Source organism: Achromobacter sp. RW408 (assembly GCF_003184165.1).
Taxonomy (GTDB): domain Bacteria; phylum Pseudomonadota; class Gammaproteobacteria; order Burkholderiales; family Burkholderiaceae_B; genus Achromobacter; species Achromobacter xylosoxidans.
Genome location: NZ_QHHO01000049.1, coordinates 1,150,872 through 1,175,110, shown reverse-complemented (window position 1 = coordinate 1,175,110; position 24,239 = coordinate 1,150,872). Strand labels below are relative to the sequence as shown.

Sequence of the window (24,239 nt, the reverse complement as noted above, 5' to 3'; positions counted from 1 at the left end):
GAGGACCTCGGCATGTCCGTCGGCGAACCCGGTTCCGATCGGCCGCTCGCTTACCCGTACCCGGCCCGCCGGGCCGCCGGGGTAGAATCCGCAGCCATCGAGACAACGCACGACAACAACGGACCCCTTACCCATGGCGATCACCGAACCCTCCCTGGCGTTCTCCGCTGCGCTCATCCTGCTGGCCTACCTGATTGGCTCCGTGCCGTTCGCGGTGGTCGTCAGCAAACTGATGGGACTGCAGGACCCCCGCAGCTACGGCTCGAAGAACCCCGGCGCCACCAACGTGCTGCGCACCGGCAACAAGACCGCCGCCGCGCTGACCCTGCTGGGCGACGCCGCCAAGGGCTGGTTCGCCGTCTGGCTGGCGCAGCGCCTGGCGCCCGGCATCACCCCCGGGCCGCTGGCCGCGGTCGCCGTGGCCGCCTTCCTGGGCCATCTGTACCCGATTTTCCTGGGCTTCAAGGGCGGCAAGGGCGTGGCCACCGCGCTGGGCGTGCTGGTCGCCATCCAGCCCTGGCTGGCGGTCGCCACGGCGGCCACCTGGCTGATCATCGCGGTGTTCTTCCGCTATTCCTCGCTGGCCTCGCTGGTGGCCGCATTCTTCGCGCCGGTCTATTACGTGTTCGGCTCCGGCCTGGCCTGGTATGCCCAGCCGGCCATGGGCATTGCCCTGGCCATCATCGGCGTGCTGCTGTTCTACCGCCACCGCGCCAACATCACGCGCCTGGTGCAAGGCACCGAAAGCCGCATCGGCGGCGGCAAGAAAAAGTGATCCGCGCGCCGGTACGGGCGTCGCGGCACAAATGAAAAGGGGGCCGCGGCCCCCTTTTCATTGCCCGGCTCAGCCGATCTCCGCCAGGTCCCAGCGCGGCCGCACGGTAAATCCGTGCGCATCGGGATCCAGGGTCACCAGCCCGGCCTTGACCCGTTCGGCCGCCGCGAAGGCGATCATGGCGCCGTTGTCGGTGCACAACGACAGCGGCGGGAAATAGGCCTGTGCCTTGAGCGGCTTGAGCGCGGCGGCCAGCCTGGCGCGCAGCAGCTGGTTGGCGCCCACCCCGCCGGCCACCACCAGGCGGCGCAGGCCGGTCTGCTTGAGGGCGCGGATCGACTTGGCGGCCAGCACCTCGACAATGGCGGCCTGGGTGGCCGCCGCCAGGTCGGCGCGGGTCTGCTCATCCAGTCCGCCGTCCTGCTCGGCCGCCTTGACCCGGGTCAGCACGGCCGTCTTCAGGCCGCTGAAGCTGAAATCCAGGTCGCCGCTGTGCAGCATGGGGCGCGGCAGGTCGAAGCGCGCGGCATCGCCCTGGTCCGCCAGGCGCGCCAGCGCCGGTCCGCCCGGATAGCCCAGGCCCATCAGCTTGGCCGACTTATCGAAGGCTTCGCCGGCGGCATCGTCCAGCGTTTCGCCCAGCAATTCGTAGCGCCCCACCCCGTCGACCCGCATCAACTGCGTATGGCCGCCGGACACCAGCAGCGCCACGAACGGGAAATCGGGCCGCGGGTCGGCCAGCATCGGCGACAACAGGTGGCCTTCCAGGTGATGGATGGCAATGGCCGGCAGGTGACGCGACCAGGCGAACGACTGCGCCACGCTGGCGCCCACCAGCAGCGCGCCGGCCAGACCGGGCCCGGCCGTATACGCCACCGCCCCGATGTCCGACATTTCCAGGCCCGCCTCCTGCAGCACCTGGTGCGTCAGCGGCACCACGCGGCGGATATGGTCGCGCGAGGCGAGTTCAGGCACCACGCCCCCGTATTCCTGGTGCATGGCGATCTGGGTGTGCAGCGCGTGCGCGAGCAGGCCGCGTTCCGTACAGACGGCTGCGACGCCCGTTTCGTCGCAGGAGCTTTCAAAGCCGAGAATAATCATGGCGGCAGAGTTTACAACTGATGCGAAAATACGCCCGTTTACAAAATGACCGAGGGCGGCCAAGCCCCCTTCCGACAAACCGAGCCTGCAAGCACCCTGGGGATAAGAATGCTGGAGAAGCTATTCAACCTGCGTGAACACGGCACGACCGCGAGAACCGAGATCGTGGCCGGCCTGACGACATTCCTGACGATGTCGTACATCATCTTCGTGAACCCGGACATCCTGTCGTCCACCGGCATGGACCGCAACGCCGTGTTCGTCGCCACCTGCCTGGCCGCCGCGCTGGGCTCGCTGGTGATGGCGCTGATCGCCAACTGGCCGATCGGCATGGCGCCGGGCATGGGGCTGAACGCCTTCTTCGCCTTCACCGTGGTCAAGACCATGGGCTACACCTGGGAGCAGGCGCTGGGCGCCGTGTTCATCTCGGGCGTGATCTTCCTGGTCCTGACCATCTCGGGCATCCGGGTCTGGCTGGTCAAGGGCATCCCGCATTCGCTGCGCAGCGCCATCGCCGCCGGTATCGGCCTGTTCCTGGCCATTATCGCGCTGTCCAGCGCCGGCATCGTGGTGGCGCATCCGGCCACCAAGGTGACGCTGGGCGACCTGACCACCCCGGGACCGCTGTTTGCCATCCTGGGCTTTTTCATCATCGCCTCGCTGGACGCGCTGCGCGTGCGCGGCGCCATCCTGATCGGCATCCTGGTGGTCACGGTGCTGTCGATGGCGCTGGGCTACAACGAATTCAAGGGCGTGTTCGCGGCGCCGCCGAGCCTGGCGCCGACGCTGTTCAAGATGGACATCCTGGGCGCGCTGCACACCGGATTCGTGCACGTCATCCTGGTGTTCGTGCTGGTCGAGGTGTTCGACGCCACCGGCACGCTGGTGGGCGTGGCCAAACGCGCCGGCCTGATGCCGGAGGGTCGCCCCAACCGCCTGGGCCGCGCCCTGTTCGCCGACAGCACCGCCATCGTGGCCGGCTCGATGCTGGGCACCAGCAGCACCACCGCCTACGTTGAAAGCGCCTCGGGCGTGCAGGCCGGCGGCCGCACCGGCCTGACCGCGCTGGTGGTGGCCCTGCTGTTCCTGGCCGCGCTGTTCATCTCGCCGCTGGCCGGCGCCGTGCCCGCCTACGCCACCGCCCCCGCCCTGCTCTACGTGGCCGGCCTGATGATGCGCGAGCTGATCGACATCGACTGGAACGACGTCTGCGAAGCCACCCCGGCCGCGCTGACGGCACTGGTGATGCCGTTCACCTACTCCATCGCCAACGGCATCGCCTTCGGCTTCATCAGCTACGTGGTGCTCAAGACCGCTACCGGCCGCGTGCGCGACGTGCATCCGGCCACCTGGCTGGTGGCGATCCTGTTCGTCATCCGCTACGCGTTCTTCCCGGAATAACGTCCGCCAGACGCGCCCCATGCAAAACCGCCGCGCTTCCGGTCCGGAAGGCGGCGGTTTTTTCATGCCGGCGCGCACCCGCCGCTAGGCCACGGCGGTCCAGACCGCGAGTTCATGGCCATCGAGGTCGGCGAAGTGGAAGCGGCGGCCGCCGGGGAAATCGAAGGCCTCCCGGCTGATGCGGCCGCCCGCCGCCGTCACGCGGCGCTGCGCGTCGACCAGGTCGTCGGCGTACAGGATCACCAGCGGCCCGCCCGGGCGCACCGGCTCGCCGGTGGTGAAGCCGCCCTTGAGGCGGCCATCGGTGAATTCGGTGTAGGTCGGCCCGTAGTCGGTGAACGACCAGCCGAAGGCGTCGCCATAGAAGCGCTTGCTGCGGGCGATGTCGGCGACGTTGAATTCGATGTTGTCGATCTGGTGGTTATTGCCGGTGGCGCCCATGCGTGTCTCCCGCGGATATCGAAGAAAACCGCATCATCGCCGATTCGAGTGGCCCCGTCTTGGACGAAACGGCCAGACGCTGCCGATCATGTTGGCAATCGCAGGCGCGGCGGCGCGATCGGGGGGCGGACCTGGAGCCGCGGGAACGATGCTTGCGGCGCCGACGTGACCACTATACCGGTACGACTGCCCGGGTCGCGGGCCGCCCGGCAAATCGTCATCATTGAGTCCGGCTATCAACCCGCCGGCCCGTATGGTTGCTGGCGGGAGCGGTTGAATTCGCCGATACACTCCCCATGTATATAAGACCATGGAGCCGACCTTGTCTCGCCACACCCCGCATTCGTCCTGTCCCCGCCGCCCACGCGAGCGCCGCGCATGAGCACCCTGGCCCGCATCCCCTTCTCGGTGCTGGACCTGGCCCCGATCGTGCAGGGTCGCGACGCCGCCGACGCCTTCCGCAACAGCGTGGCGGTGGCCCAGCACGTCGAACGGCTCGGCTACAAGCGTTTCTGGCTGGCCGAACACCACAACATCAACGGCGTGGCCAGCAGCGCCACGGCGGTGCTGATCGGCCACATCGCCGGGCACACCTCGACGCTGCGCGTCGGCTCGGGCGGCGTGATGCTGCCCAACCATGCGCCGCTGATCATCGCCGAGCAGTTCGGCACGCTCGAAACCCTCTACCCTGGCCGCATCGACCTGGGCCTGGGCCGGGCGCCCGGCAGCGATGGCGCCACGCAGCACGCGCTGCGCCGCGGCCCGCGCAGCGGCCTGGAATTCCCGGCGCTGGTCGAGGAGTTGCGCGGCTTTCTCGCGCCTTCGCGGCCGGGCCAGCCGGTGCGCGCCATCCCTGGCGAAGGCCTGGACATCCCCATCTGGCTGCTGGGTTCGAGCGATTTCAGCGCCCGGCTGGCGGCCGAACTGGGCCTGCCGTTCTCGTTCGCCGGCCACTTCTCGCCCGAGGGCATGGCGGCGATGCGCCTGTACCGCCACCTGTTCAAGCCGTCCGAGACGCTGGCCCGACCCTACGCCATGATCGGGGTGCCGGTGGTGGCCGCCCCCACCGATGAAGAGGCCCGGCGCCTGTCCACCACGCAGCAGCTCAAGTTCCTGTCGTTGGTGCGCGGCAACCGCCTGCAGTTGCAGCCGCCGGTCGACAGCATGGACGGGCTCTGGAACGAATGGGAGCGCGAGGCGGTCAATCAAAGACTGGGCGCCGCCATCGTCGGCGGCCCCGAAACCGTCAAGCGCCGGCTGGAAGCCCTGGTCGCCGAGACGGAAGCCGACGAAGTCATGATCGTGTCCGATTTCTACGATATCGCCGATCGCCTGCGTTCCTTCGAGATCGTCGCCGCGCTCAAGCAGCGCGACGGCGTACCCACAACAACCGCGGCGTGAGGCCGGCAGCCCCGCCGCCGGCCCCACAAGCTCCGCAGACCGCGCTCGCCACAGCGCCAACCATTGCGACGCGACCGGTCCCCGCTCTACTATGGACCGGCAGGACCGGCAACCGCGTCGCCGCATCCGGTCCGGGGCAGGCGTCCCCGGGCCGCTGATACCGACACTTTGCGCCGCGCCAGCGGCAAGGATCCAAAATGAGTATTGTTGAACTCACCAAAGACAGCTTCCAGGAAGCCATCACGCCGGACGGCACCTTGATCGTGGACTTCTGGGCCCCCTGGTGCGGCCCGTGCCGTGGCTTCGCGCCGGTTTTCGAGCAGGCCGCCACCGAGCATCCCGACGTCACCTTCGCCAAGGTCAACACCGACGTGGAACAGGAACTGGCCGGCGCGCTGGGCATCCGCTCGATTCCCACGCTGATGGTGTTCCGCGAGAAAGTCCTGCTGTTCTCGCAGCCCGGCGCCTTGTCCGGCGGCCAGCTCAATGAGCTGCTCGCCAAGATCAAGGAAGTCGACATGGAAAAGGTCCACCAGGAAATCGCCGCGGCCCAGGACAGCCAGGACGCGTGATGCACAAGGGCCCCTCGGGGCCCTTGTCGCATGTCACGCCAATTGTTCCCACGCCGAGCGGCCGCGCGTGATGTTGGCCGCCGTCATCTCCAGGTCGGCCACGGCGCCGCGCGGCACCGTGAAGCGCAACGCCACCCCGTCCGCGCTGAAATCCTCCTGCACGATCACCGCGCCGGCCTGCGCCAGCCGCGACTTCAGCAGCGGCAGCTCGGCGAAGCCGCAGGCGCACGCCACCGTGGCCAGGTCCACGATCTCGGTGCGCGGGCCGTTGCGCAGGCAGTTGGCGGCGCAGCCGCCATAGGCCCGCACGAGTCCGCCCGCGCCCAGCTTGACGCCCCCGAACCAACGCACCACCAGCACCGCCACGCGGTCCATGCCCTGCCCCTCGATCGCCTGCAGGATCGGACGTCCTGCCGTGCCGCCGGGCTCGCCGTCGTCATTGAAGCGGTATTCCTGGCCGATGCGGTAGGCCCAGCAGTTGTGGGTGGCTTCGGGCTCGCTGTGCGCCGCGAAGAACGCCATGGCCTCGTCGACGGTGGCGACGGGCGCGGCATGGGCGATGAAGCGGCTTTTCTTGACGTCTTCCTCGTGCGAGCAGACGGCGGTCAAGGTGGTGGTCATAGCCCGCCATTGTAAGGGCCGCGCCCCACCGGCCTGCCCGGCCTTTGCGGACGGATCCGGGCCGCGTCGGGCTCAGCCGTGGCAGTCGGCGACTTCCTGGTCCAGATAGACGTCGAAAGCCACGTCTCGGGCCCATTTGGCGGTCAAGGCCTTCCAGGCGTCGGCCCGCGCCCATTCGCGCATGCGCGCATCGAGCCAGGACTGCGTGGCCGTATCGGCCGCCGGCAGCAGCCAGACCCGCTCAGAGCGGGCGCCGTCGGGGCGCAGCGTGGCCGAGAATTTCTTCCATTCGGGAAAACGCATCAGCGGTTCCCAGACCGCGTCGTCGATCAGGCCGACGTCGCAGCTGCCCTCGCGCACCGCGACCAGCGCGTCGGACGGCACCCGATAAGTGCGCACCACCGCGCCCCAGCCCCGCGCCAGCGCCTGCGCGCCAACGGCGGCCTCGGCCATGCAGACGCTGCGGCCGCGGGCATCGCTGCCCTGGCGCATGCGGGTATCGCTGCGGATCACGGCCTTGGGACGCGCGGCGTAGCCGGTGGCCACCGCCGCCAGATCGCCGGGCAGCGCCTGGGCCGGCTGCACCCGATCGGCCAGCACCACGTCGACCTCGCCCGCGGCAAGCAGCCGCGCCGCGTCGGCCGCCGCCACCTGCCGCAGGCTGAACGGCAGGCCCAGATCCTGCGCCAGCTTCTCGGCCATGGCGATATCCAGGCCTTCCGGGGTGCGGATCTTGGCGCCGGCCACCGGCGCGGGCGCCAGGTACGGCACGCCCACCACCAGCTCGCCGCGCTGGCGCGCGGCCGCCAGGCCGTCGGCCGCCGCCACGCCGCCGGTGGCGGACAGCAAGGCCGCCAGGCAGGCCAGGAAACGCAGACCGCGCCGCATCATGGGCCTCACACGTACTGGTAGCGCAGCAGCCGGTGCTTGAGGTTCTCGAGCACGAACTGGTCGATCAGCGCGGCCAGCACCGCGATGACCAGGATGTTGGTCATGACGCCGGTCATGTCGGCGATCTCGCCCGAATAGGCCAGCGAACGGCCCAGGCCCTTGCCGAAGCCGATCAGCATTTCGGCCGAGATCAGCGCGCGCCAGGCATTGCCGAACGCCAGCTGGGCGCCGGTGATCAGCTCGGGCATGACGGCCGGCAGGTACACGCGCTTGACCAGGCCCCAGGGCGTGGCGCCCATCACGCGGGCGGCCGAAACATGCACGCGCTGCACCGATTCGGTGGCGTTCATCACGCTCAGCGCCGCCGGAAAGAACGCCGACAGCGCCACCACCACGATGATCGGCGTGCTGCCGAAACCCATCACGATCAGGAACAGCGGCACCCAGGCGATCGACGGGATCGATTGCAGGATGACGATGGCGCTGCGCAGCACTTCACGGAAGAAGAACAGCACGGCCGCCACCAGCCCGAAGCCGATGCCCGCCGCCAGCGCCAGGCCGTAGCCCGCGCCCAGGCGGCCCAGCGTGCCCATCAGGCTCTGGTGGAACGACTGCTTGCCCAGGTCCTCGAACAGGCGTTCGAGCACGGCGGGCACGCCCGGCATCAGGAAGTCGGGCAAGGCCAACGCCGCCGCCTGCCATAGCGCCAGGATGAACAGCACACCGAGCACGCCCGCCAGATGCTTGCGGGCGCCGGTCACACGGGTCGATGCGCTCAAAGCTTGCGCGCCTCTTGCCAGGACAGGTCGACGATGCTGGAGACGTCGTACGGCTTGCCGTCGCGCGTCTTGAGCGACCCCTGGGCCTGCAGGATGTCGGCGATCTCCTGCATGCGCTTGGTGTCCTTCTCGGTCAGCTTGGGCGTGAACACCTGCGTGCTGATGGCTTCGGCGATCACGGTCTCGCGCGGCAGCTCGCCGCGGTTCAGCGTCTTGAGCGTGGGCTCGGCGATGAAGTACGAGGCGATCAGCTTGGAGGCCTGGGCCGGTTCCTTCTGCAGCAGCGCGATGGCCTGGTTCTGCGCGTCCAGCGCCTTCCAGACGTCGTCCTTGCGCTTGGCCAGCGTCTCGCCCGAGGTGATCACCACCATGCACGGGAACGGCCAGGCCTGGCCCACTTCGTAGATCTGCTTGACCGGCGCCACCAGTTGCGCGATGCGGTCATAGGGTTCGAACAGGAAGGCCGCGTCCACGCGCTTGCCCACCAGCGACTGCACCGCCACCGCCGGGCTCACGCCCATCACGTTGACGTCGTCGGCGGCCAGGTTGCCCTGCTTGAGCACCACGCCCTTGAGCACCACGTCGGCGGTGCTGCCTTCGGCCTGCGAGGCCAGCGTCTTGCCCTTCAGTCCGGCGATGTCCTTGATGCCCGAGTCGTCGCGCACGATCAGCGAGTGGTAGCCCTGCTGCGCGCCACCCACCACCTTCAGGTCCGCGCCCTTGGAGGCCCAGGCCACGGCGTTGGTGAAGCCCAGCACGCCGATGTCCAGCTGGCCGCCGACGATGGCCTTGATCAGGTCGGTGCCCGACTTGAACTCGATCAGCTCGGAATCCAGGCCGGCCTTCTTGTAGTAGCCGCCTTCCTGCGCCACGATGGCCTGCGCATCGTCCATCACGCGCAGATAGCCGACGCGGAATTTCTCGGCGGCCATGGCGGGCGCCGCGGCCAGGAGCGCCGCGGCCAGCGGCAGGGACAGCCATTGCTTGAATTTCATGGGAAAGCTCCAGGGGATCGAGGATGGCCGGCGCCCACTGACTGGCGCCGCCCGTGAACCGGAAAATCGAAAGGGTCAGGCGGCCAGCGCCAGGTCGGAATGCGCCGCCGCGCCGTCGACCGCGATGCCCAGCAGGCGCAGGATCTCGCGCTTCTCGGCGGCCAGGTCGGACAGGTCGTGGCTCTTGGCGCGATGGGCCAGGTTGAATTCGCGCAGCACCCGCGCCGGGCGCGGACTGAACACCACGATGCGGTCGGCCAAGAACAGCGCCTCGTCGACGTCGTGGGTCACCAGCAGCACCGTGGGTTTTTCCTGCGCGATCAACTGGCGCAGCACGTCCTGCAGCGCCAGGCGCGTCAGCGCATCGAGCGCGCCGAAAGGTTCATCCATCAGCATCGTCTGCGGCTGCGCGATGAAGGCGCGGGCCAGCGCGGCGCGCTGGCGCATGCCGCCGGACACCTGGTGCGGGTAATAGTGTTCGAAGCCGGCCAGGCTGACGCGCGCCAGCCACTGGCGCGCCGCCTCGCGGGCGCGCTTCTTGGGGGTCTTCTGGAATTCCAGCGCCAGCGCCACGTTGTCTTCCAGCGTCAGCCACGGATACAGCGCGTGCTCCTGGAACACCAGCGTGCGGCTGGGATGCGGACCGCTCACGGCCTTGCCGTCGGCCAGCACCTGCCCTTGCGTGGGTTTTTCCAGGCCGGCCGCCAGGTGCAGCAGGGTCGACTTGCCGCAGCCTGACGGCCCCACCAGCGCGACCAGCTCGCCGGTCTTGAATTCGCTGGTGAAACCGTCGACGACCGGCAGGTCGCCGAATTGCTTGTGGACGTGGTCGAAAGTCAGGTTCATGGAACGAATCGTGGGCGCGCGTGGGGAACGGGCCTAATCTAACAATTCGTTATATGAATCCAAACGATAAATATCGCATGTTCTTAATGCCTGGAGTTATAAAACAGCCACTTCAGGCGGCCGCCCCCGATCGGCTGGCATGCCGTTGCAGGCCGACCGCGATCAGGAAGCCGAACAGCACCGCCACCGCGGCGGACAGGAAGATCGCCGGATAGCCGAAACCGCCGGAGATATAACCCGCCACCGGACCGGTCGCGCCCAGCGCCAGGTCGAGGAAGGCCGAATAGGCCCCCAGCGCCGCGCCGCGGCTGCCCGCCGGCACCCGCGCCACCGCCTCGACCCCGATGGCCGGGAACACCAGCGCGAAGCCACAGCCGGTCAGGGCCGCGCCCACCAGCGCGGCGCCGGGATTGGGCGCCAGCCACAGCAGCGCCAGGCCGGCCGCCTCCACCAGGAACGACACCTGCGCCACCCTGAAGCCGCCATAGCGCGTGATGGTGCCCGCGAACAGCAGGCGCACGCCGATGAAGGCGCAGCCGAAGGCGCTGAGCGCGTGCGCCGCGCCCTCCCACGAGAAGCTGGCGTAGTACAGCGCCACGAAGGCCGCCAGCGTGCCGAAGCCGACCGAGCCCAGTCCCAGCGCCATGCCATGCGGGAACACCCGCAGCACCACGCTCTTGAAGGCCATGCGGTGGCCGCCGACGATGGCCACCGCGGCCCGCGCCAGCGCCAGCCCCAGGCCGGCCAAGCCCAGCAGCAGCACGGCGCCGCCCAGCGCGCCCATGCTCCATTCGGTCTCCAGGTAGACCCCCAGCGGCGCGCCCAAGGCCAATCCGCCGTAGGTGCAGATGCCGTTCCAGGAAATCACCCGCGCCGTGTGCAGCGGGCCGACCCGGGCGATGGCCCAGGTGGCCGAGCCAGTGCCGACCCAGCTTTCGCCGAAGCCCAGCGCCAGCCGGCTGACGATGATGGCGCCCAGGCTGAGCCAGGCGCTGCGCTCGAAGGCGTAGGCCAGCAGCAGGAACACGCCGCTGGCGGCACAGGCGGCCATGCCGATCACCACGGTCTGCTTGGGGCCCACGGTATCGGCCATGCGACCCGCGTGCGACCGGCTCAGCAGCGTCGCCACATACTGCACGCTGATGGCCAACCCGGCCAGCACCGAGCCGTAGCCGAGCTGGTCATGCACGTAGCCCGGCAGCACCGCCAGCGGCAGGCCGATGGCCAGATAACAGATGAAGGTGAAAAACGCGATCGCGACGATGCGCGCGGTCAATGCGAACGTCCCGATGGGCGCGCCATCGGGCGTGGTATGAGGAGTGGGAGGCATGGCAGACTGGGTGGAACCTGGCGCAACGGGCCAGGGTTTACCCGGATGATAGCCCAGCAGGATTGCGGCAGGCTGAACGCCGGCCAGTCTGCCGCCCTGGCCCGGCAGTCAGGCCCGCCAGCAGGCCTGGACGTAGGGCCGGGCCATAGGCCCGCATATCAGGCCCGTGGCATCGGGCTCCGAGTATCAGGCTTCGATGCCGCGCGAGGACAGGTAGTCTTCGTAGCCGCCGCGGTAGTCGACGATCTCGCCCGAGGGCAGGATCTCGATCACGCGCGTGGCCAGGCCGGACACGAATTCGCGGTCGTGCGACACGAACACCAGCGTGCCTTCGTACTTTTCCAGCGCGAACTGCAGCGATTCGATCGATTCCATGTCCAGGTGGTTGGTCGGCTCGTCGAGCAGCATGACGTTGTGGCGGCCCAGCATCAGGCGGCCGAAGGTCATGCGGTTCTTTTCGCCGCCGGACAGCACCTTGGGCGCCTTGGGCAGGTCGTCCGCCGAGAACAGCAGGCGGCCCAGCACCGAACGGATCGACTGGTCGTCGTCGCCCGGCTGGCGATGGTCGCCCATCCAGTCGAGCAGGTTGATATCGGTCTGCAGGAACTGATCCGACACGTCCTGGGCCATGTAGCCGAGGTCCGCGTTATCCGACCACTTGACCGTGCCGGCATCGGGCGCCAGGTCCGTGGCCAACAGGCGCAGCAAGGTGGTCTTGCCGACGCCGTTGGCGCCGATGATGGCGATCTTCTCGCCGGCATCGACCATGGCCGAGAAGTTGCGGATCACGGGCGCGTCGTAGGACTTGGACAGGTTCTCGACGGTCACCGCCAGGCGGTGCATGACCTTGTTCTGCTCGAAGCGGATGTACGGGTTCTGGCGCGACGACGGCTTGACCACGACCTGCTCGGCCTTGATGCGGTCGATCTGCTTGAGGCGCGAGGTGGCCTGGCGCGACTTGGACTTGTTGGCGGCGAAGCGGCGCACGAAGTCCTGCAGTTCGGCCACGCGTTCCTTGGCCTTGGCGTTGTTGGCCACCAGGCGCTCGCGCGCCTGCGTCGAGGCCAGCATGTAGTCGTCGTAGTTGCCCGGGTAGATGCGGATCTCGCCATAGTCCAGGTCGGCCATGTGGGTGCAGACCTGGTTCAGGAAGTGGCGGTCGTGGCTGATGATGATCATCGTGCTCTGGTAGCTGTTGAGCACGTTTTCCAGCCAGCGGATGGTGTTGATGTCCAGGTTGTTGGTCGGCTCGTCCAGCAGCAGCACGTCCGGGTTCGAGAACAACGCCTGCGCCAGCAGCACCCGCAGCTTCCAGCCCGGCGCCACTTCGCGCATCGGCAGGTTGTGCTGGTCCACGGCGATTTCCAGGCCCAGCAGCAGCTCGCCGGCGCGGGCTTCGGCGGTGTAGCCGTCATATTCGGCGAACTTGGCCTCCAGGTCGGCCGCGCGCATGTAGTCGTCTTCCGACGCTTCCGGGTTGGCGTAGATCGCGTCGCGCTCGGACATCGCGGCCCACATCTCGGTGTGGCCCATCATCACCACGTCCAGCACGCGCAGGTCCTCGAAGGCGAATTGGTCCTGGCGCAGCTTGCCCAGGCGCACGCCCGGCTCCAGCGAGACGTTGCCGGCCGACGACTCCAGGTCGCCGCCGATGATCTTCATGAACGTCGACTTGCCGGACCCGTTGGCCCCGATCAGCCCGTAGCGGTTGCCTTCCCCGAACTTGACGCTGACGTTCTCGAAAAGGGGCTTGGGACCGAACTGGATGGTGAGATTGGCGGTGGATATCACAGTGTTTTAGCAGCGGGAAATGGATGTGGCGCCAGGATGGCGCGACAACGCCGGCATGCGGCGAAACCTGATAGTGTACCAAGCCCGGATGGCAAACCGCCCGGCGCGGGCCGGGCGGTCGGAAAAACCAGGCGGGCCGGGGCCTCAGTGATGGTGCTCGTCCAGCACCAGGTGGGCCAGGCCCTTTTCGGTGGCGATGCCGACTTTCTGGCCGATCGGCAGCGTCGCCTTGGTGGCCACGTGACCGTACGGCAGGCCGGTCACCACCGGCACCTTGACCGTCTTGCGCAGCCAGGCCACCACTTCGTGCAGGTCGTAGCCCTTGTCGTGCGGCGCCAGCTTGTAGTCCGAGAAGCGCCCCAGCACGATGGCCTTCTGCCTGCCCAGGATGCCGGCCTGCCAAAGCTGTATCAGCATGCGCTCGATGCGGTAGGGATGCTCGGCCACGTCTTCCAGGAACAGGATGCCGCCGCGCACCTTCGGCATGTAGGGGGTGCCCACCAGCGAGGTCAACATCGCCAGGTTGCCGCCCCACAGGATGCCGCGGCAATCGACCGGGTCGGCGTCCTGGGTCTCGAAGCTGAGGATTTCCAGTTCGCCGCGCATGACTTCGCCGAACAGCGCTTCGGTCAGGTCGTCGACCTTCTTGCCGCCGAAGTCGTAGATGGCGGTGGCGCCGGTGTAGCTGACCGCGCCGGTCTGCGCCAGCAACGCCAGGTTGAAGGCGGTGAAGTCGCTCATGCCGACGAAGCGCTTGCCGCTGTCGGCCATGGCCTTCCAGTCGATCGCGTGCAGCAGCCGGCCCATGCCGTAGCCGCCGCGCGTGACCATGACGATCGGCAGCTTCTGCTTGGCGGCGCGCGTCAGGCTGGCCAGGCGCTGCGCGTCGGTGCCGGCAAAGCGCTGGTGCTCGGCCAGCGCGGTGCGGTCCAGCGCGGTCTTGAAGCCCTGCGCGGCCAGGCGCTCGCGCGCCAGCTCGACGGTCTGGGGGTCACGCACCGCCGACGACGGCGAGATCAGGTAGATGCCGCGCGCGTCCGGGAAGCCGTGGACGTGGCCCGGTTCGTGGTCGTGGCTGTGGTCGTGGCCGCAGGCCTCGCCGCATTCGTGGTCGTGATCGTGGCTGGCGTGGTCATGCGCCGGGGCGGCGGCCGCCTTGGCGGCGCGCGCCTTGGCGCCTCGGGTGTTGCTCATGCGATGGATTCCTTGGCGCGGCGTTCGCGGAAGAACCGGCGCAGCAGATCGCCGCAGGGTTCCGCCAGCACGCCGCCGGTGACTGAAGTGTGATGATTGAGTCTGGGCACCGAGCCCACGTCCAGCACGCTGCCGCAGGCGCCGGTCTTGGGATCGTAGGCGCCGAACACCACCCGCGCCAGCCGCGCATGCAGCATGGCGCCGATGCACATGACGCAGGGTTCCAGCGTGACGTACACGGTGATGCCCGGCAGGCGGTAGTTTTCCAGCGCGCGCGCGGCGCCGCGCAGCGCGACGATCTCGGCATGCGCCGTGGGGTCGTGGTCGATGATGGTGCGGTTGTAGCCGCGCCCCAGGATGTCGCCCTGGGCCGAGACCACCAGCGCGCCCACCGGCACCTCGCCGATGTCATAGGCCGCCCGCGCCTGGTCCAGCGCCAGCGTCATGAAATCGGCATCCTGCGCGGTCCAGGGCGGCGTGGCCGCCATGGCGAGCGGCTCAACCACGGTACACCCGCGACTTGAGCGCGATGCGCCCGGCCAGGCTGGTCACGGCCTCTTCCAGCCACTGGTAAAGCTCGGCGTTCTCGTCGTAGCGCGCCTGGTTCAGGTTCGATACCCGGCCTTCCTCGATGAAGCCCCAGGCGCGGCTGCGCTTGTCACGGTGCTTCGGATCCCACACGCCGAAGGCGAAGCCGCCGGCGCGGCGGATGAGCGAGAAGCACGGGATGTCGGTGTAGCCGTCGCCGACGAACACCATCTGGTCGAACGGCACCCGCAGGCGGTCTTCGGGCACCTTGCGGTTGACCTCGAACGGCTTGTTGCGGAAATCGCGGCCGATGATGCCCTTCTGGATGTGGAACAGATAGCGCGTCTTGTCGGTGAAGCTGACGATGCGGCGCGGAAACTCGATGCCGCCGTCGGCGCCATAGGTGAATTCGGAGGCCCAGATCTCGGTGAACTCGTGGGCGATGGGCGTGGAGCGGACCACGTCGCCGATGCCGCTGGAGATCAGGTAGAACTCCAGCTGCACCTGCGGCTGCTCGGCCCGCACCGCGGCGCGCAGGCGCTGGAACAGCGTGGACACGCCGTCGTGCAGTTCGAGCCGCGCGCCCCAGTCCTGCAGGCGCTGCTGCGTGATGAGCCCATGCCTGCCCTCGCGCGAGAGCTGGATCATCTGGTAGAGGTAGGCGGGAACGGGATCCCAGTCCTGCCTGGACAGCAGCGGGTCGACCTGGTCTTTCCAGAAGGACGCCGTGTCCACCCCGATGCTTTCCAGGAAACCGGACGTGCTGTCCGAGGCCAGCGTGTCGTCGAAGTCGAAAATCAGGGCGATGACGTCGGACATGGATATGCGTGAGTAAGGGCGACAGCCGCCATTTTGCCTGATTGTGGCGGCGGCCGGGCCCCAGGGGCGCGGGGAAAGGGCATGACGCCCTCCCCTGGCCCTTCGAGCGCCGTTACTGGCGCATCGGCGCCGGCGGCGGCGCCATGCCCGGGGCGGGCGCCATGCCGGGCGCCGTGGCCGGCGGCGCGGGCGGCACCGTGCCGGCGGTGCCGGCGGGCACCTGGATCACGGTTTCACGCAGCACGCCACCGCCCTGCACGCTGCCGCGCACCTGGGTCGGCGAAGTCATCTGCGTGATGCAGTCCTGGCGCGAATCGGCCGGCAGGCGGTTGCAGCGTTCCACCATGTTCTGCTGGTGCTGGTCGGTGCTGCCATCGCTCAGGTGCTGGCGATTGGCTTCCTGGCGGGCGGCGCCCGCCTCGCGCATGCAGGCGGTGCGTTCCTGCCCGGTGCTGCCGTTCTTGCAAGCCGCCACATCCTGTTCGTATTGCGCCTGGATGCCGGCGCGGCCGATCGGGTCGGCCGCCTGCGCCGCTCCCGCGGCCAGCATCAGGCCTGCCGCGCAAAGGGATGCCGCAAGGCGTTTGGTGTGCATGGGACGTACATTCATGGCCAGCTCCTTGGAGAAAGAGGATTGAACCCGGGACGACGCGGCTTCGTGGGCCGGCGCCGTCTGCTTGATACAACTATCCCACGATGGGACGACGGGGACATGTCCAGCAACGTGCAATCGTAAGCTGAAGTTTCCGATGCTGCGACGCAATATCCATTGCGCCCGCGCAACCCGACGCCGGATTTTTCCGTTCCGTCCCTTTGCGTGCCCTGCTCGGCCCCCGCCCGCCTAGCGCGCGTCCAGATCGGCGTCGGCCTTGGTCAAACGGTTACGGTATACCGCCGCGCGCATCAGCAGCATCGCCGTCACCGGCGACGAGACGATCAGCAGCAGTGTAATGATCACTTCATGAAACACCGGCCGCGACGACAGCGCCGAAAACACCAGGATCGACGCGGCCAGCACGCAGCCGCAGCCCATGGTGTTGCCCAGCGTCGGCGCATGGATGCGGGCGTAGAAAGTGCGAAAGCGCAGCAGGCCGGCCGAGCCGGTCAGCGCCAGCAGGCCGCCCAGCACCAGCAGGATGCTGGCCGGAATGCTGGCCCACAGGGGAAGGGTTTCGATCATGGCTCGATCACCTCGCCGCGCAACAGGAAGCGCGCCATGGCCGTGGACCCCACGAAGCCGAACAGCGCGATCAGCAGCGCGATGTCGAAGTAGACCGGCGTGCCCGAACGGATGCCGAACACCAGCATGGTCAGCATGCCGTTGATGTAGAGCGTGTCCAGCGCCAGCACGCGGTCCTGCGCGGTGGGGCCGCGCAACAGGCGGATGGTGGCGAACACCATGCCCAGCGCAAAGCACACCAGGGCAAAGGACGCCGCCCAATACAGTATGGCGTTCATTCGAATATCTCCATCAAGGGGCGCTCATAGCGGTCCTGCACCAGGCGCACCCAGTCTTCCTCGTTCTGCAGGTCGAGCACGTGCAGCTTGAGACGGTGGTCGTCGGTCAGTTCGACCCAGACGGTGCCGGGCGTGTAGGTGACGATGCAGGCCAGCATGGCCAGGCCGTGCGGGTCGCGCATGGTCAGGGGGATCTTGATGAACCCGGGCGAAAAATCGTTGGGCCGCGGGTTCAGGATGAGCTTGGCGACCGCGACGTTGGACTTGATGATGTCCGCGGTCACGTGCAGGAACAGCGGAATCGCCTTCCACAGTCGCCGCGGCTTGGCGTGCAGCGGACGCAGGCGCGACGCGGCCCAGGTGAACCACAGGGCCAGCGCCACGCCCAGCGCGATCTGGCCGGCCGAGAGGCTTTCGTTCAGCACCAGCCACAGGACGAACAGGAACACCGGCAGGAAAAGGAAATACAGACGGCGCATCAGCTGCCTCCTTGCGCGGCGCGCACCGTCTGCGCGGACATGACGGCATCGATGTAGCTCTTGGGCTGGTCCAGCGAACGCGCGGCGTCGTCCAGGTAGGCCGACACCGGGCCCGCGCCCGCCGCCAGGCCCACGCACAGCAGCAGCAGGACGGCCACCGGCCCGGCTTCGATCACCCGCAGGCGCGGCGTGCTGCGGTCGTCGCTGGCCCAGAACACGCGGATGCCGGTGCGGCCCAGGCCGATCAGGCCCGCCAGGCCGGACACCAGCACCGCCGCCACCAGGATCCACGCGTCCATCGGCGGCGCCGATTCATTGGCGGCGGAAACCGCCGCCGACAGCAGCGAGAACTTGGCTACGAAGCCCGACAGCGGCGGCAGCCCGGTCACCAGCAAGGCGCAACAGATGAATGCCAGCCCCAGGAAAGCCATGGCTGCCGGGATGGCGACGCCGACCACGTCGTCGGAACGATTCACCGAGGTCGGGTCGTCCAGGTCGAAGGCGTCCAGCGTCACCGCCAGCACGTTGGCGCCGAAGCTGCGGGTGCGCTCGATCAGCTCGGCCAGCAGGAAGAAAGCGCCCGTGGTCAGCACCGAGCTGATCAGGTAGAACAGCGCCGGGCCGGTCAGCGTCACCCCCGGCATGCCCAGCGCCGTCAGCAGCGTGCCGGCCGAGACGATGACGCAATACCCCACCATCTTCTCGAGCTGCTGCGTGGCCAGCAGGCCCAGGCCGCCGAACAGCAGCGTGGCCAGGCCGGCCGCGAACATCCAGTCCAGGCTGAACGCGGCCGGCGCGCCGCTGGGCAGCAGCAGCGAACCAATGCGCAGCAGCGCGTAGATGCCGACCTTGGTCATGATCGAGAACATGGCCGCGATCGGCGCGCCGGCCGAGCCGTAGCCCTTGACCAGCCAGAAGTTCAACGGCCACGCCCCCGCCTTCACCAGGAAGGCCACGCCGAGGATGGCGGCGCCAGCCTCGAACAGCATGCGGTCCGAACCGGTCAGGTTGCCGGCGCGCAGCGCCAGGTCGGCCATGTTGAGCGTGCCGCTCACGCCATAGATCAGCGCGATGCTGATCAGCAGCAGGAACGAGGCCACCAGGTTGACGGCGATGTACTGCAGGCCGGCGCTGACGCGCGCCACGCCCGAGCCGTGCAGCAGCAGCCCATAGGACGCGGCCAGCAGCACTTCGAAGAACACGAACAGGTTGAACAGGTCGCCCGTCAGGAAGGCGCCGTTCAGGCCCATCAGCAGGAACTGGAACAGCGAATGGAAGTGCACCCCGGCGCGGTCCCAGCGCGCCAGCGCGTAGGTCAGCGTGGCCAGGCCCAGCACCGCGGTCAGGGTCAGCATGACCGCGGCCAGGCGGTCCACCACCAGCACGATGCCGAACGGCGCGGGCCAGTCGCCCACCAGGTAGACGCCGACGCCGTCCGGCCAGACGCCCGGCACGACGCCGCCGGCGACCGCCAGCAACGCAATGGCGGCGGCCAGTTGCGCCAGCGTCGACACCATGGCGATGGCGCCGCGCGCGTAGCGGCTGGTGTCGGCCAGCAACAGCATCACGGCGCCGGCCAGCAGCGGCGTGATGATGGGCAGGATGGGAAGGTGTTGCAGCCAGAAACTCAAGATTGGGACTCCCGTCCATCGACGTGGTCGGTGCCCGTCAAGCCGCGCGAAGCCAGCAGCACCACCAGGAACAGCGCGGTGGTGGCAAAGCCGATCACGATGGCCGTCAGCACCAGCGCCTGGGGCAGCGGATCGGCATACCAGGAAGGATCATGGGCCATGGCCGGGTCCACCACCGGCGGACGGCCCGAGGTCAGGCGGCCCATGCCGAAGATGAACAGGTTGACCGCGTAGGAGACCAGCGACAGGCCCATGATGAACTGGAAGGTGCGCGGCCGCAGCAGCAGCCAGACCCCCGAGCCCGCCAGGACGCCGATCGCGACGGCGTAAATCAATTCCATCAGGCTTCCCCCGTTTGTGCGGCGGCCGCCTGGCTTTCGGCGGCTGCCTTGCGTTGCGCGCGCAGCGATTGGTGAGCCAGCGCCACCAGCACCAGCACGGTGGATCCGACCACCAGCATGTAGACGCCCAGGTCGAACAGCAACACGCTGGACAGGTGCACGTGGCCCACCAGCGGCAAGGCGATGTCCCAGGCCAGCGCGGCCAGGAACGGCTTGTAGGCCAGCCAGGCGGCCACCGCCGCCGTTCCGGCGAACAGCAGGCCGATGCCGATCCAGTTCTGCGGGTTCAGGCGGCTGCGCGACTCGACCCAGTAGACCCCGCCCACCATGTATTGCAGGATCACGGCGGTGGCGAAGATCAGGCCGCCGACGAAGCCGCCGCCCGGCTGGTTGTGGCCGCGCAGCAGGAAATACACCGAGATCAGCGCCGCGGTCGGCAGCAGCAGGCGCACCAGCACCGTGGGCACCATCATCGGGCCGGTCGGCACCACCGACTTGATGTCGGGCGCGGCCGGCACCGGGCCGTCCTGGTCGATCTGCTGGCGCGGCAGGTCGGCGCTCTCGGGCGCCGGGCGGAAGCGGCGCAGCAGCGCATAGACCGTCAGCGCCACGATGCCCAGCACGGTGATTTCGCCAAAGGTATCGAAGCCGCGGAAGTCCACCAGGATCACGTTGACCACGTTGGTGCCGCCGCCATCGGGCAGCGCGCGGTCGACGAAATACGAGGAGATGGTCTCGCCCTGCGGCCGCACCAGCACGGCATAGGCCAGCGCCGCCATGCCGGTGCCGGCGGCGGTGGCCAGCAGCAGGTCGCGCAGGCGGCGGCCACGGGCCCGCAGCGTCGCGCCCAGGCCTTCGTCCTCGTCCTGCGCGATGCGGCGCGGCAGCCAGCGCAGGCCCAGCAGCAACAGCACCACGGTCACCACTTCGACCGACAGTTGCGTCAGCGCCAGGTCGGGCGCCGAGAACCAGACGAACGTGAGACAGGTCACCAGGCCCGCGCCGCCGGCCAGCGCCAGCGACGCCAGGCGGTGGTACTTGGCCTGGTAGGCGGCCGCCACGGCGCACACGCAGCCCACCAGCCACAACAGGGCGAACGCCGGGTCCACCGGGGCCGGGCGGCCGGTGCCGTCCAGCCAGCCGCCCGCGCGCAGCGGCAGCCAGGCCACGAACAGCGTGCCCAGCACGATCAGCACCATCTGCACCTGCAGGCGCGACGAAGCCAGCCAGCGCAGCAACCAGGCGGCCGCGACGCTGGAACCGTCCAGCAGCGCCTCGAACGAGCGGCGGCCATCCAGGCGGTAGATGAACGGCACCCGGCCCGGATTGGCGCGCTGGTGCGCGCGCAGCGCCAGGTACAGGATCACGCCCGCGGTCATGGCCACGAAGCTCATCACCAGCGGCAGGTTGACGCCGTGCCAAACGGCCAGGCTGTATTCAGGCATGTCAGCGCCCAGGATGCTGCGCGCCGCCGTGGCCAGGAACGGGCCCAGGGTCACGCCCGGCAGGATGCCCACCACCAGGCACATCAGCACCAGCAGGCCGCTGGGCACCAGCATCCAGCCGGGCGGCTCGTGCGGGGCGCGCGGCAGGTCGGTGGCCGGCGGGCCGAAGAACACCTGCAGGATGAAGCGCAGCGAATAGGCCACGCTGAAAGCCCCCGCCACCGTGGCCGCCAGCGGCAGGCCGGTGCGCGTTATCCAGTCGCCGCTGACGAAGGTGGTCTCGGCGAAGAACATTTCCTTGGAGATGAAGCCGTTGAGCAGCGGCACGCCCGCCATCGAGGCGGCGGCCACCATGGCCAGCGTGGCCGTGATCGGCATGGCCTTGTACAGCCCCGACAGGCGGCTCAGGTCGCGCGTGCCGGTTTCGTGGTCGACGATGCCCGCCGCCATGAACAGCGAGGCCTTGAAGGTGGCGTGGTTGACCATGTGGAACACCGCCGCCACCAGCGCCAGCGAGCTGTTCAGCCCCAGCAGCAAAGTGATCAGGCCCAGGTGGCTGATGGTCGAGTACGCCAGCACGCCTTTCATGTCCTGCTGGAAGATGGCGGCATAGCCGCCCAGCACCAGGGTGATCAGGCCGGCGCCGCCAATGATCCAGAACCATTCGTCGGTGCCCGCCAGCACCGGCCAGAAGCGCGCCAGCAGGAACACGCCGGCCTTCACCATGGTGGCCGAATGCAGGTAGGCCGACACCGGCGTGGGCGCCGCCATGGCATTGGGCAGCCAGAAGTGGAACGGGAACTGCGCGCTCTTGGTCAGCGCCCCCAGCGCCACCAGCACCAGCACGGCGGGATACCAGGGGTCGGCGCGCACCAGGTCGCCGGCGGCCAGCACCCGGTCCATGTCGTAGCTGCCGACGATGTGCCCCAGGATCAGCACCCCGGCCAGCAGGCACAGCCCGCCGGCGCCGGTCACCGTCAGCGCCATGCGCGCGCCGCGGCGGGCATCGAGGCGGTGATGCCAATAGGCGATCAGCATGAACGAGGCCAGGCTGGTCATTTCCCAGAACATGACCAGCTGGATCAGGTTGCCCGACAGCACCACGCCGAGCATGGCGGCCATGAAGGCCTGGAAGAACGAGAAAAAGCGCGGCACCGGGTCTTCCGGCGACATGTAATAGCGCGCGTACAGCACCACCAGCGCGCCCATGCCCGAGACGATCAGGGCGAACAACCAGGCGTAGCCGTCCATGCGCAGGGTGAATTGCAGCCCCAGCGCGGGCGCCCAGGGCATGTCGGCGCGGATCACGCCGCCATCGGCCACCTGCGGATACAGGCTGGCGACCAGAACCACGCACACCAGCGCGATGATGCCCGCCAACCAGGCCTCGGCGTTGCGGGCGTTGGAAGGCAGCAGCGCGGCGCACAGGCTGCCGGCAAACGGCAGAGCGAGGATCAGTATCAGCGACATGGCGTTCCGAGAATGTCCGGGCCCCCTCCCGCCAGCGCGGCAGCGAGAGACGAAACGAACCGGGGATTGAAAAACGGACGGAACCCTGGCCCGGTGCGTCGCTGCACTACACGTTGCCCCGCGGGGACTTCGACCAACGCCCCATTGAACGGCGCAGACAGAAACAAACGCAATAGCTTTATTGCAAGACCGGCCAAGAATCTCATCCGAAAAATATCAGATTCTTGTAAGTTATGCAGAGATTTATGCACGTACCGAGGGGATGACGACATGTTCGATGCGCATTCATTACGCATCCATGATGCCCCCGTTTTCGTTCAAGTTATTGTCAGCATACGTTTTTTAGCCACAACTTCGCCGATCAGGGCCTTTTCTGCGCGGCATCAAATACCCCCATGCGATGCAGGGGGAATCCCGATTGACCGGGGTGGTGTAACTGTGTGGAATGGCGCCCACGAAGCGTCGGCCAGGCCCGCATCCGCGCCCGGCGCGCTTCACCGACGCCGGCCATCGAAGCCGGCCGGCTCGGATTCAATAATATGGAGAAGACTCTTGACCGTGCTGTCCCAAGCCAAGGCCGCCCTGGCCACCGCCCTCGCCGGCCTCTGTCTCAGCGGCGCCGCGCAAGCCGCTGACGCCTACCCGAACAAACCCATCCGCCTGATCGTGCCGTTCGCGGCCGGGGGCACCACCGACATCGTCGCCCGTGTGGTGGCCGAAGGCCTGGGCCGAGAACTCGGCCAGGCCGTGGTGGTGGAAAACCGCGGCGGCGGCGGCGGCTCGATCGGCGCCGACGCGCTGGCGCGCTCCACCCCGGACGGCTACACCCTGGGCGTGGCCACCGTCAGCACCATGGCCACCAACCCCGCCACCAATCCCAAGACCCCCTACAACCCGCTCAAGGACTTCGCGCCCATCACCAATATGGTGAATGTGCCCAACGTGCTGACCGTCAATCCCGCGGTGCCGGCCAAGTCGGTGGCGGAGTTCGTCGCCCTGCTCAAGGCCAACCCCGGCAAGTACAGCTACGCCTCGTCGGGCGCCGGCGGCATCGGCCACCTGGACGGCGAACTGTTCAAGTCGCTGACCCAGACCGACATGGTGCACGTACCCTATCGCGGTTCGGGCCCGGCCCTGAACGACGTGATCGCCGGCCAGGTCAACGCCCAGTTCGACAACCTGCCCTCGTCCATGCCGCACATCCAGGCCGGCAAGCTGCGCGCCCTGGCCATTGCCGCGCCCAAGCGCCTGCCCGCCCTGCCGGACGTGCCGACCTTCGCCGAAGGCGGCCTGCCGGAAATGGACAATATGGCCTGGTACGGCCTGGTCGCGCCCGCCGGCACGCCCCAGGCGGTGATCGACCGCATCCACGATGCCACCGTCAAGGCGCTGAAGGATCCCAAGATCGCGCAACGCCTGGCCGACGGCGGCTCGCTGGTCGACGGCAACACGCCGGCCGAATACGCCGCCCAGATCAAGCGTGAACTGGAGCTGCGCCAGCGCATCGCCAAGGAACGCAACATCCAGTCGAGCAACTGAGGCTTGCCGCAAGGCATTGCCGCGTAGCCGGCGGGCAGGCTCCCTGTCCGCCGCTCCCCCCGCGCCGCAGGCTGGCAGCGTGGGGGCCGGATCAGCGGATTCGGACCATTCGGACGAGGCGCCCGCGACACATCGGCGGATGGCGGGCGCGGGCTCTGCTACCATTTCGCCCGTGCGAACCGATTTTTCCCGCCTCTCCGACGCCGCCTGCGTCCTTTGCGCCCTGCGCTCGACCCTGTTGAGCTCGCAGGAAGTCGCCGCGCGTTCCGCCTACGCGCGCTCCAAGCCCGGCTAAGCGCCCGCCTCCCCTCCCTTCCGTCTCGTCCGTACCGGCCGCCGCCGGCCGCCAGCACGTCCGTACGTCCCCATGTCGTGCGCACCGCCAGGCGCC

The 24,239-nt window shown here is 68.5% G+C and carries 24 protein-coding genes; 5 read left to right on the top strand and 19 right to left on the bottom strand.

Annotated elements, in window-relative coordinates; translation table 11 throughout:
- Positions 1-133 precede the first annotated feature (133 nt).
- Positions 134-775: a glycerol-3-phosphate 1-O-acyltransferase PlsY gene (plsY, locus tag DK459_RS24920; RefSeq protein WP_006388155.1), complete on the top strand. Its 642-nt coding sequence runs from the start codon at positions 134-136 to the stop codon at positions 773-775.
- Between the two features lie 69 nt (positions 776-844).
- On the opposite strand, the gene tsaD is transcribed toward plsY, so the two are convergent.
- On the bottom strand, positions 845-1,876 hold the full coding sequence (gene tsaD / locus DK459_RS24915) for a tRNA (adenosine(37)-N6)-threonylcarbamoyltransferase complex transferase subunit TsaD (protein WP_006388154.1): 1,032 nt from the start codon (positions 1,874-1,876) through the stop codon (positions 845-847).
- A gap of 108 nt (positions 1,877-1,984) precedes the next feature.
- Here tsaD and DK459_RS24910 point away from each other — a divergent pair, with 108 nt between their 5' ends.
- The gene (locus DK459_RS24910; RefSeq protein WP_006388153.1) at positions 1,985-3,277 is read left to right on the top strand and encodes an NCS2 family permease; all 1,293 of its coding nucleotides are present in this window, start codon (positions 1,985-1,987) and stop codon (positions 3,275-3,277) included.
- 84 nt (positions 3,278-3,361) lie between these two features.
- On the opposite strand, the gene DK459_RS24905 is transcribed toward DK459_RS24910, so the two are convergent.
- On the bottom strand, positions 3,362-3,718 hold the full coding sequence (locus tag DK459_RS24905; RefSeq protein ID WP_110135131.1) for a VOC family protein: 357 nt from the start codon (positions 3,716-3,718) through the stop codon (positions 3,362-3,364).
- Between the two features lie 378 nt (positions 3,719-4,096).
- Here DK459_RS24905 and DK459_RS24900 point away from each other — a divergent pair, with 378 nt between their 5' ends.
- Both DK459_RS24900 and DK459_RS24895 read left to right on the top strand, forming a co-directional pair.
- Positions 4,097-5,119 (top strand): LLM class flavin-dependent oxidoreductase, encoded by a 1,023-nt coding sequence (locus DK459_RS24900; RefSeq protein ID WP_006388151.1) that lies wholly within the window; start codon positions 4,097-4,099, stop codon positions 5,117-5,119.
- Between the two features lie 197 nt (positions 5,120-5,316).
- The gene (locus DK459_RS24895; RefSeq protein WP_006388150.1) at positions 5,317-5,691 is read left to right on the top strand and encodes a co-chaperone YbbN; all 375 of its coding nucleotides are present in this window, start codon (positions 5,317-5,319) and stop codon (positions 5,689-5,691) included.
- Between the two features lie 33 nt (positions 5,692-5,724).
- Here the strand turns inward: DK459_RS24895 and DK459_RS24890 are convergent, their stop codons facing one another.
- The 17 genes from DK459_RS24890 to DK459_RS24810 all read right to left on the bottom strand — a co-directional run bounded on the left by DK459_RS24890 (position 5,725) and on the right by DK459_RS24810 (position 22,309).
- Complete coding sequence (locus tag DK459_RS24890; protein WP_006388149.1) at positions 5,725-6,312, bottom strand: YigZ family protein; 588 nt, start codon at positions 6,310-6,312, stop codon at positions 5,725-5,727.
- Positions 6,313-6,384: 72 nt separating this feature from the next.
- On the bottom strand, positions 6,385-7,203 hold the full coding sequence (locus tag DK459_RS24885; RefSeq protein ID WP_110135130.1) for a transporter substrate-binding domain-containing protein: 819 nt from the start codon (positions 7,201-7,203) through the stop codon (positions 6,385-6,387).
- Between the two features lie 5 nt (positions 7,204-7,208).
- Positions 7,209-7,982, bottom strand: coding sequence for an ABC transporter permease (locus tag DK459_RS24880; RefSeq protein ID WP_026383568.1), 774 nt, complete (start codon positions 7,980-7,982; stop codon positions 7,209-7,211).
- A complete protein-coding gene (locus tag DK459_RS24875) occupies positions 7,979-8,977 on the bottom strand; it encodes an ABC transporter substrate-binding protein (RefSeq protein WP_006388146.1) in 999 nt (332 codons plus the stop codon). Before DK459_RS24875 ends, DK459_RS24880 begins: the two co-directional genes overlap by 4 nt.
- 75 nt (positions 8,978-9,052) lie before the next feature.
- The gene (locus DK459_RS24870) at positions 9,053-9,823 is read right to left on the bottom strand and encodes an ABC transporter ATP-binding protein (protein WP_006388145.1); all 771 of its coding nucleotides are present in this window, start codon (positions 9,821-9,823) and stop codon (positions 9,053-9,055) included.
- A gap of 112 nt (positions 9,824-9,935) precedes the next feature.
- Complete coding sequence (locus DK459_RS24865; RefSeq protein WP_024068718.1) at positions 9,936-11,153, bottom strand: MFS transporter; 1,218 nt, start codon at positions 11,151-11,153, stop codon at positions 9,936-9,938.
- A gap of 186 nt (positions 11,154-11,339) precedes the next feature.
- Positions 11,340-12,944: an ABC-F family ATPase gene (locus DK459_RS24860; RefSeq protein ID WP_006388142.1), complete on the bottom strand. Its 1,605-nt coding sequence runs from the start codon at positions 12,942-12,944 to the stop codon at positions 11,340-11,342.
- A gap of 144 nt (positions 12,945-13,088) precedes the next feature.
- Entirely contained in the window at positions 13,089-14,138 is a 1,050-nt protein-coding gene (locus DK459_RS24855) for an LD-carboxypeptidase (RefSeq protein WP_076469297.1), read from the bottom strand.
- The gene (gene tadA, locus DK459_RS24850) at positions 14,135-14,626 is read right to left on the bottom strand and encodes a tRNA adenosine(34) deaminase TadA (protein ID WP_054470132.1); all 492 of its coding nucleotides are present in this window, start codon (positions 14,624-14,626) and stop codon (positions 14,135-14,137) included. Before tadA ends, DK459_RS24855 begins: the two co-directional genes overlap by 4 nt.
- Positions 14,627-14,636: 10 nt before the next feature.
- The gene (locus tag DK459_RS24845) at positions 14,637-15,485 is read right to left on the bottom strand and encodes an HAD family hydrolase (RefSeq protein WP_024068715.1); all 849 of its coding nucleotides are present in this window, start codon (positions 15,483-15,485) and stop codon (positions 14,637-14,639) included.
- Positions 15,486-15,597: 112 nt separating this feature from the next.
- On the bottom strand, positions 15,598-16,095 hold the full coding sequence (locus DK459_RS24840) for a hypothetical protein (RefSeq protein ID WP_026383570.1): 498 nt from the start codon (positions 16,093-16,095) through the stop codon (positions 15,598-15,600).
- Between the two features lie 231 nt (positions 16,096-16,326).
- Positions 16,327-16,665, bottom strand: coding sequence for a monovalent cation/H(+) antiporter subunit G (gene mnhG, locus DK459_RS24835; RefSeq protein WP_006388137.1), 339 nt, complete (start codon positions 16,663-16,665; stop codon positions 16,327-16,329).
- Positions 16,662-16,943 carry a K+/H+ antiporter subunit F gene (locus tag DK459_RS24830; protein WP_006388136.1) on the bottom strand — a complete coding sequence of 94 codons (282 nt, stop codon included), beginning with the start codon at positions 16,941-16,943 and terminating at the stop codon, positions 16,662-16,664. The genes mnhG and DK459_RS24830 overlap by 4 nt, the downstream gene beginning before the upstream one ends.
- Positions 16,940-17,422, bottom strand: coding sequence for a Na+/H+ antiporter subunit E (locus DK459_RS24825; RefSeq protein WP_006388135.1), 483 nt, complete (start codon positions 17,420-17,422; stop codon positions 16,940-16,942). The genes DK459_RS24830 and DK459_RS24825 overlap by 4 nt, the downstream gene beginning before the upstream one ends.
- Complete coding sequence (locus DK459_RS24820) at positions 17,422-19,053, bottom strand: monovalent cation/H+ antiporter subunit D (protein WP_006388134.1); 1,632 nt, start codon at positions 19,051-19,053, stop codon at positions 17,422-17,424. Before DK459_RS24820 ends, DK459_RS24825 begins: the two co-directional genes overlap by 1 nt.
- Positions 19,050-19,394 (bottom strand): Na+/H+ antiporter subunit C, encoded by a 345-nt coding sequence (locus tag DK459_RS24815; protein ID WP_006227452.1) that lies wholly within the window; start codon positions 19,392-19,394, stop codon positions 19,050-19,052. Before DK459_RS24815 ends, DK459_RS24820 begins: the two co-directional genes overlap by 4 nt.
- Positions 19,394-22,309 (bottom strand): monovalent cation/H+ antiporter subunit A, encoded by a 2,916-nt coding sequence (locus DK459_RS24810; protein WP_024068713.1) that lies wholly within the window; start codon positions 22,307-22,309, stop codon positions 19,394-19,396. Before DK459_RS24810 ends, DK459_RS24815 begins: the two co-directional genes overlap by 1 nt.
- A gap of 552 nt (positions 22,310-22,861) precedes the next feature.
- Here DK459_RS24810 and DK459_RS24805 point away from each other — a divergent pair.
- Complete coding sequence (locus DK459_RS24805) at positions 22,862-23,848, top strand: tripartite tricarboxylate transporter substrate binding protein (protein ID WP_024068711.1); 987 nt, start codon at positions 22,862-22,864, stop codon at positions 23,846-23,848.
- The last annotated feature ends 391 nt before the right edge of the window (positions 23,849-24,239 follow it).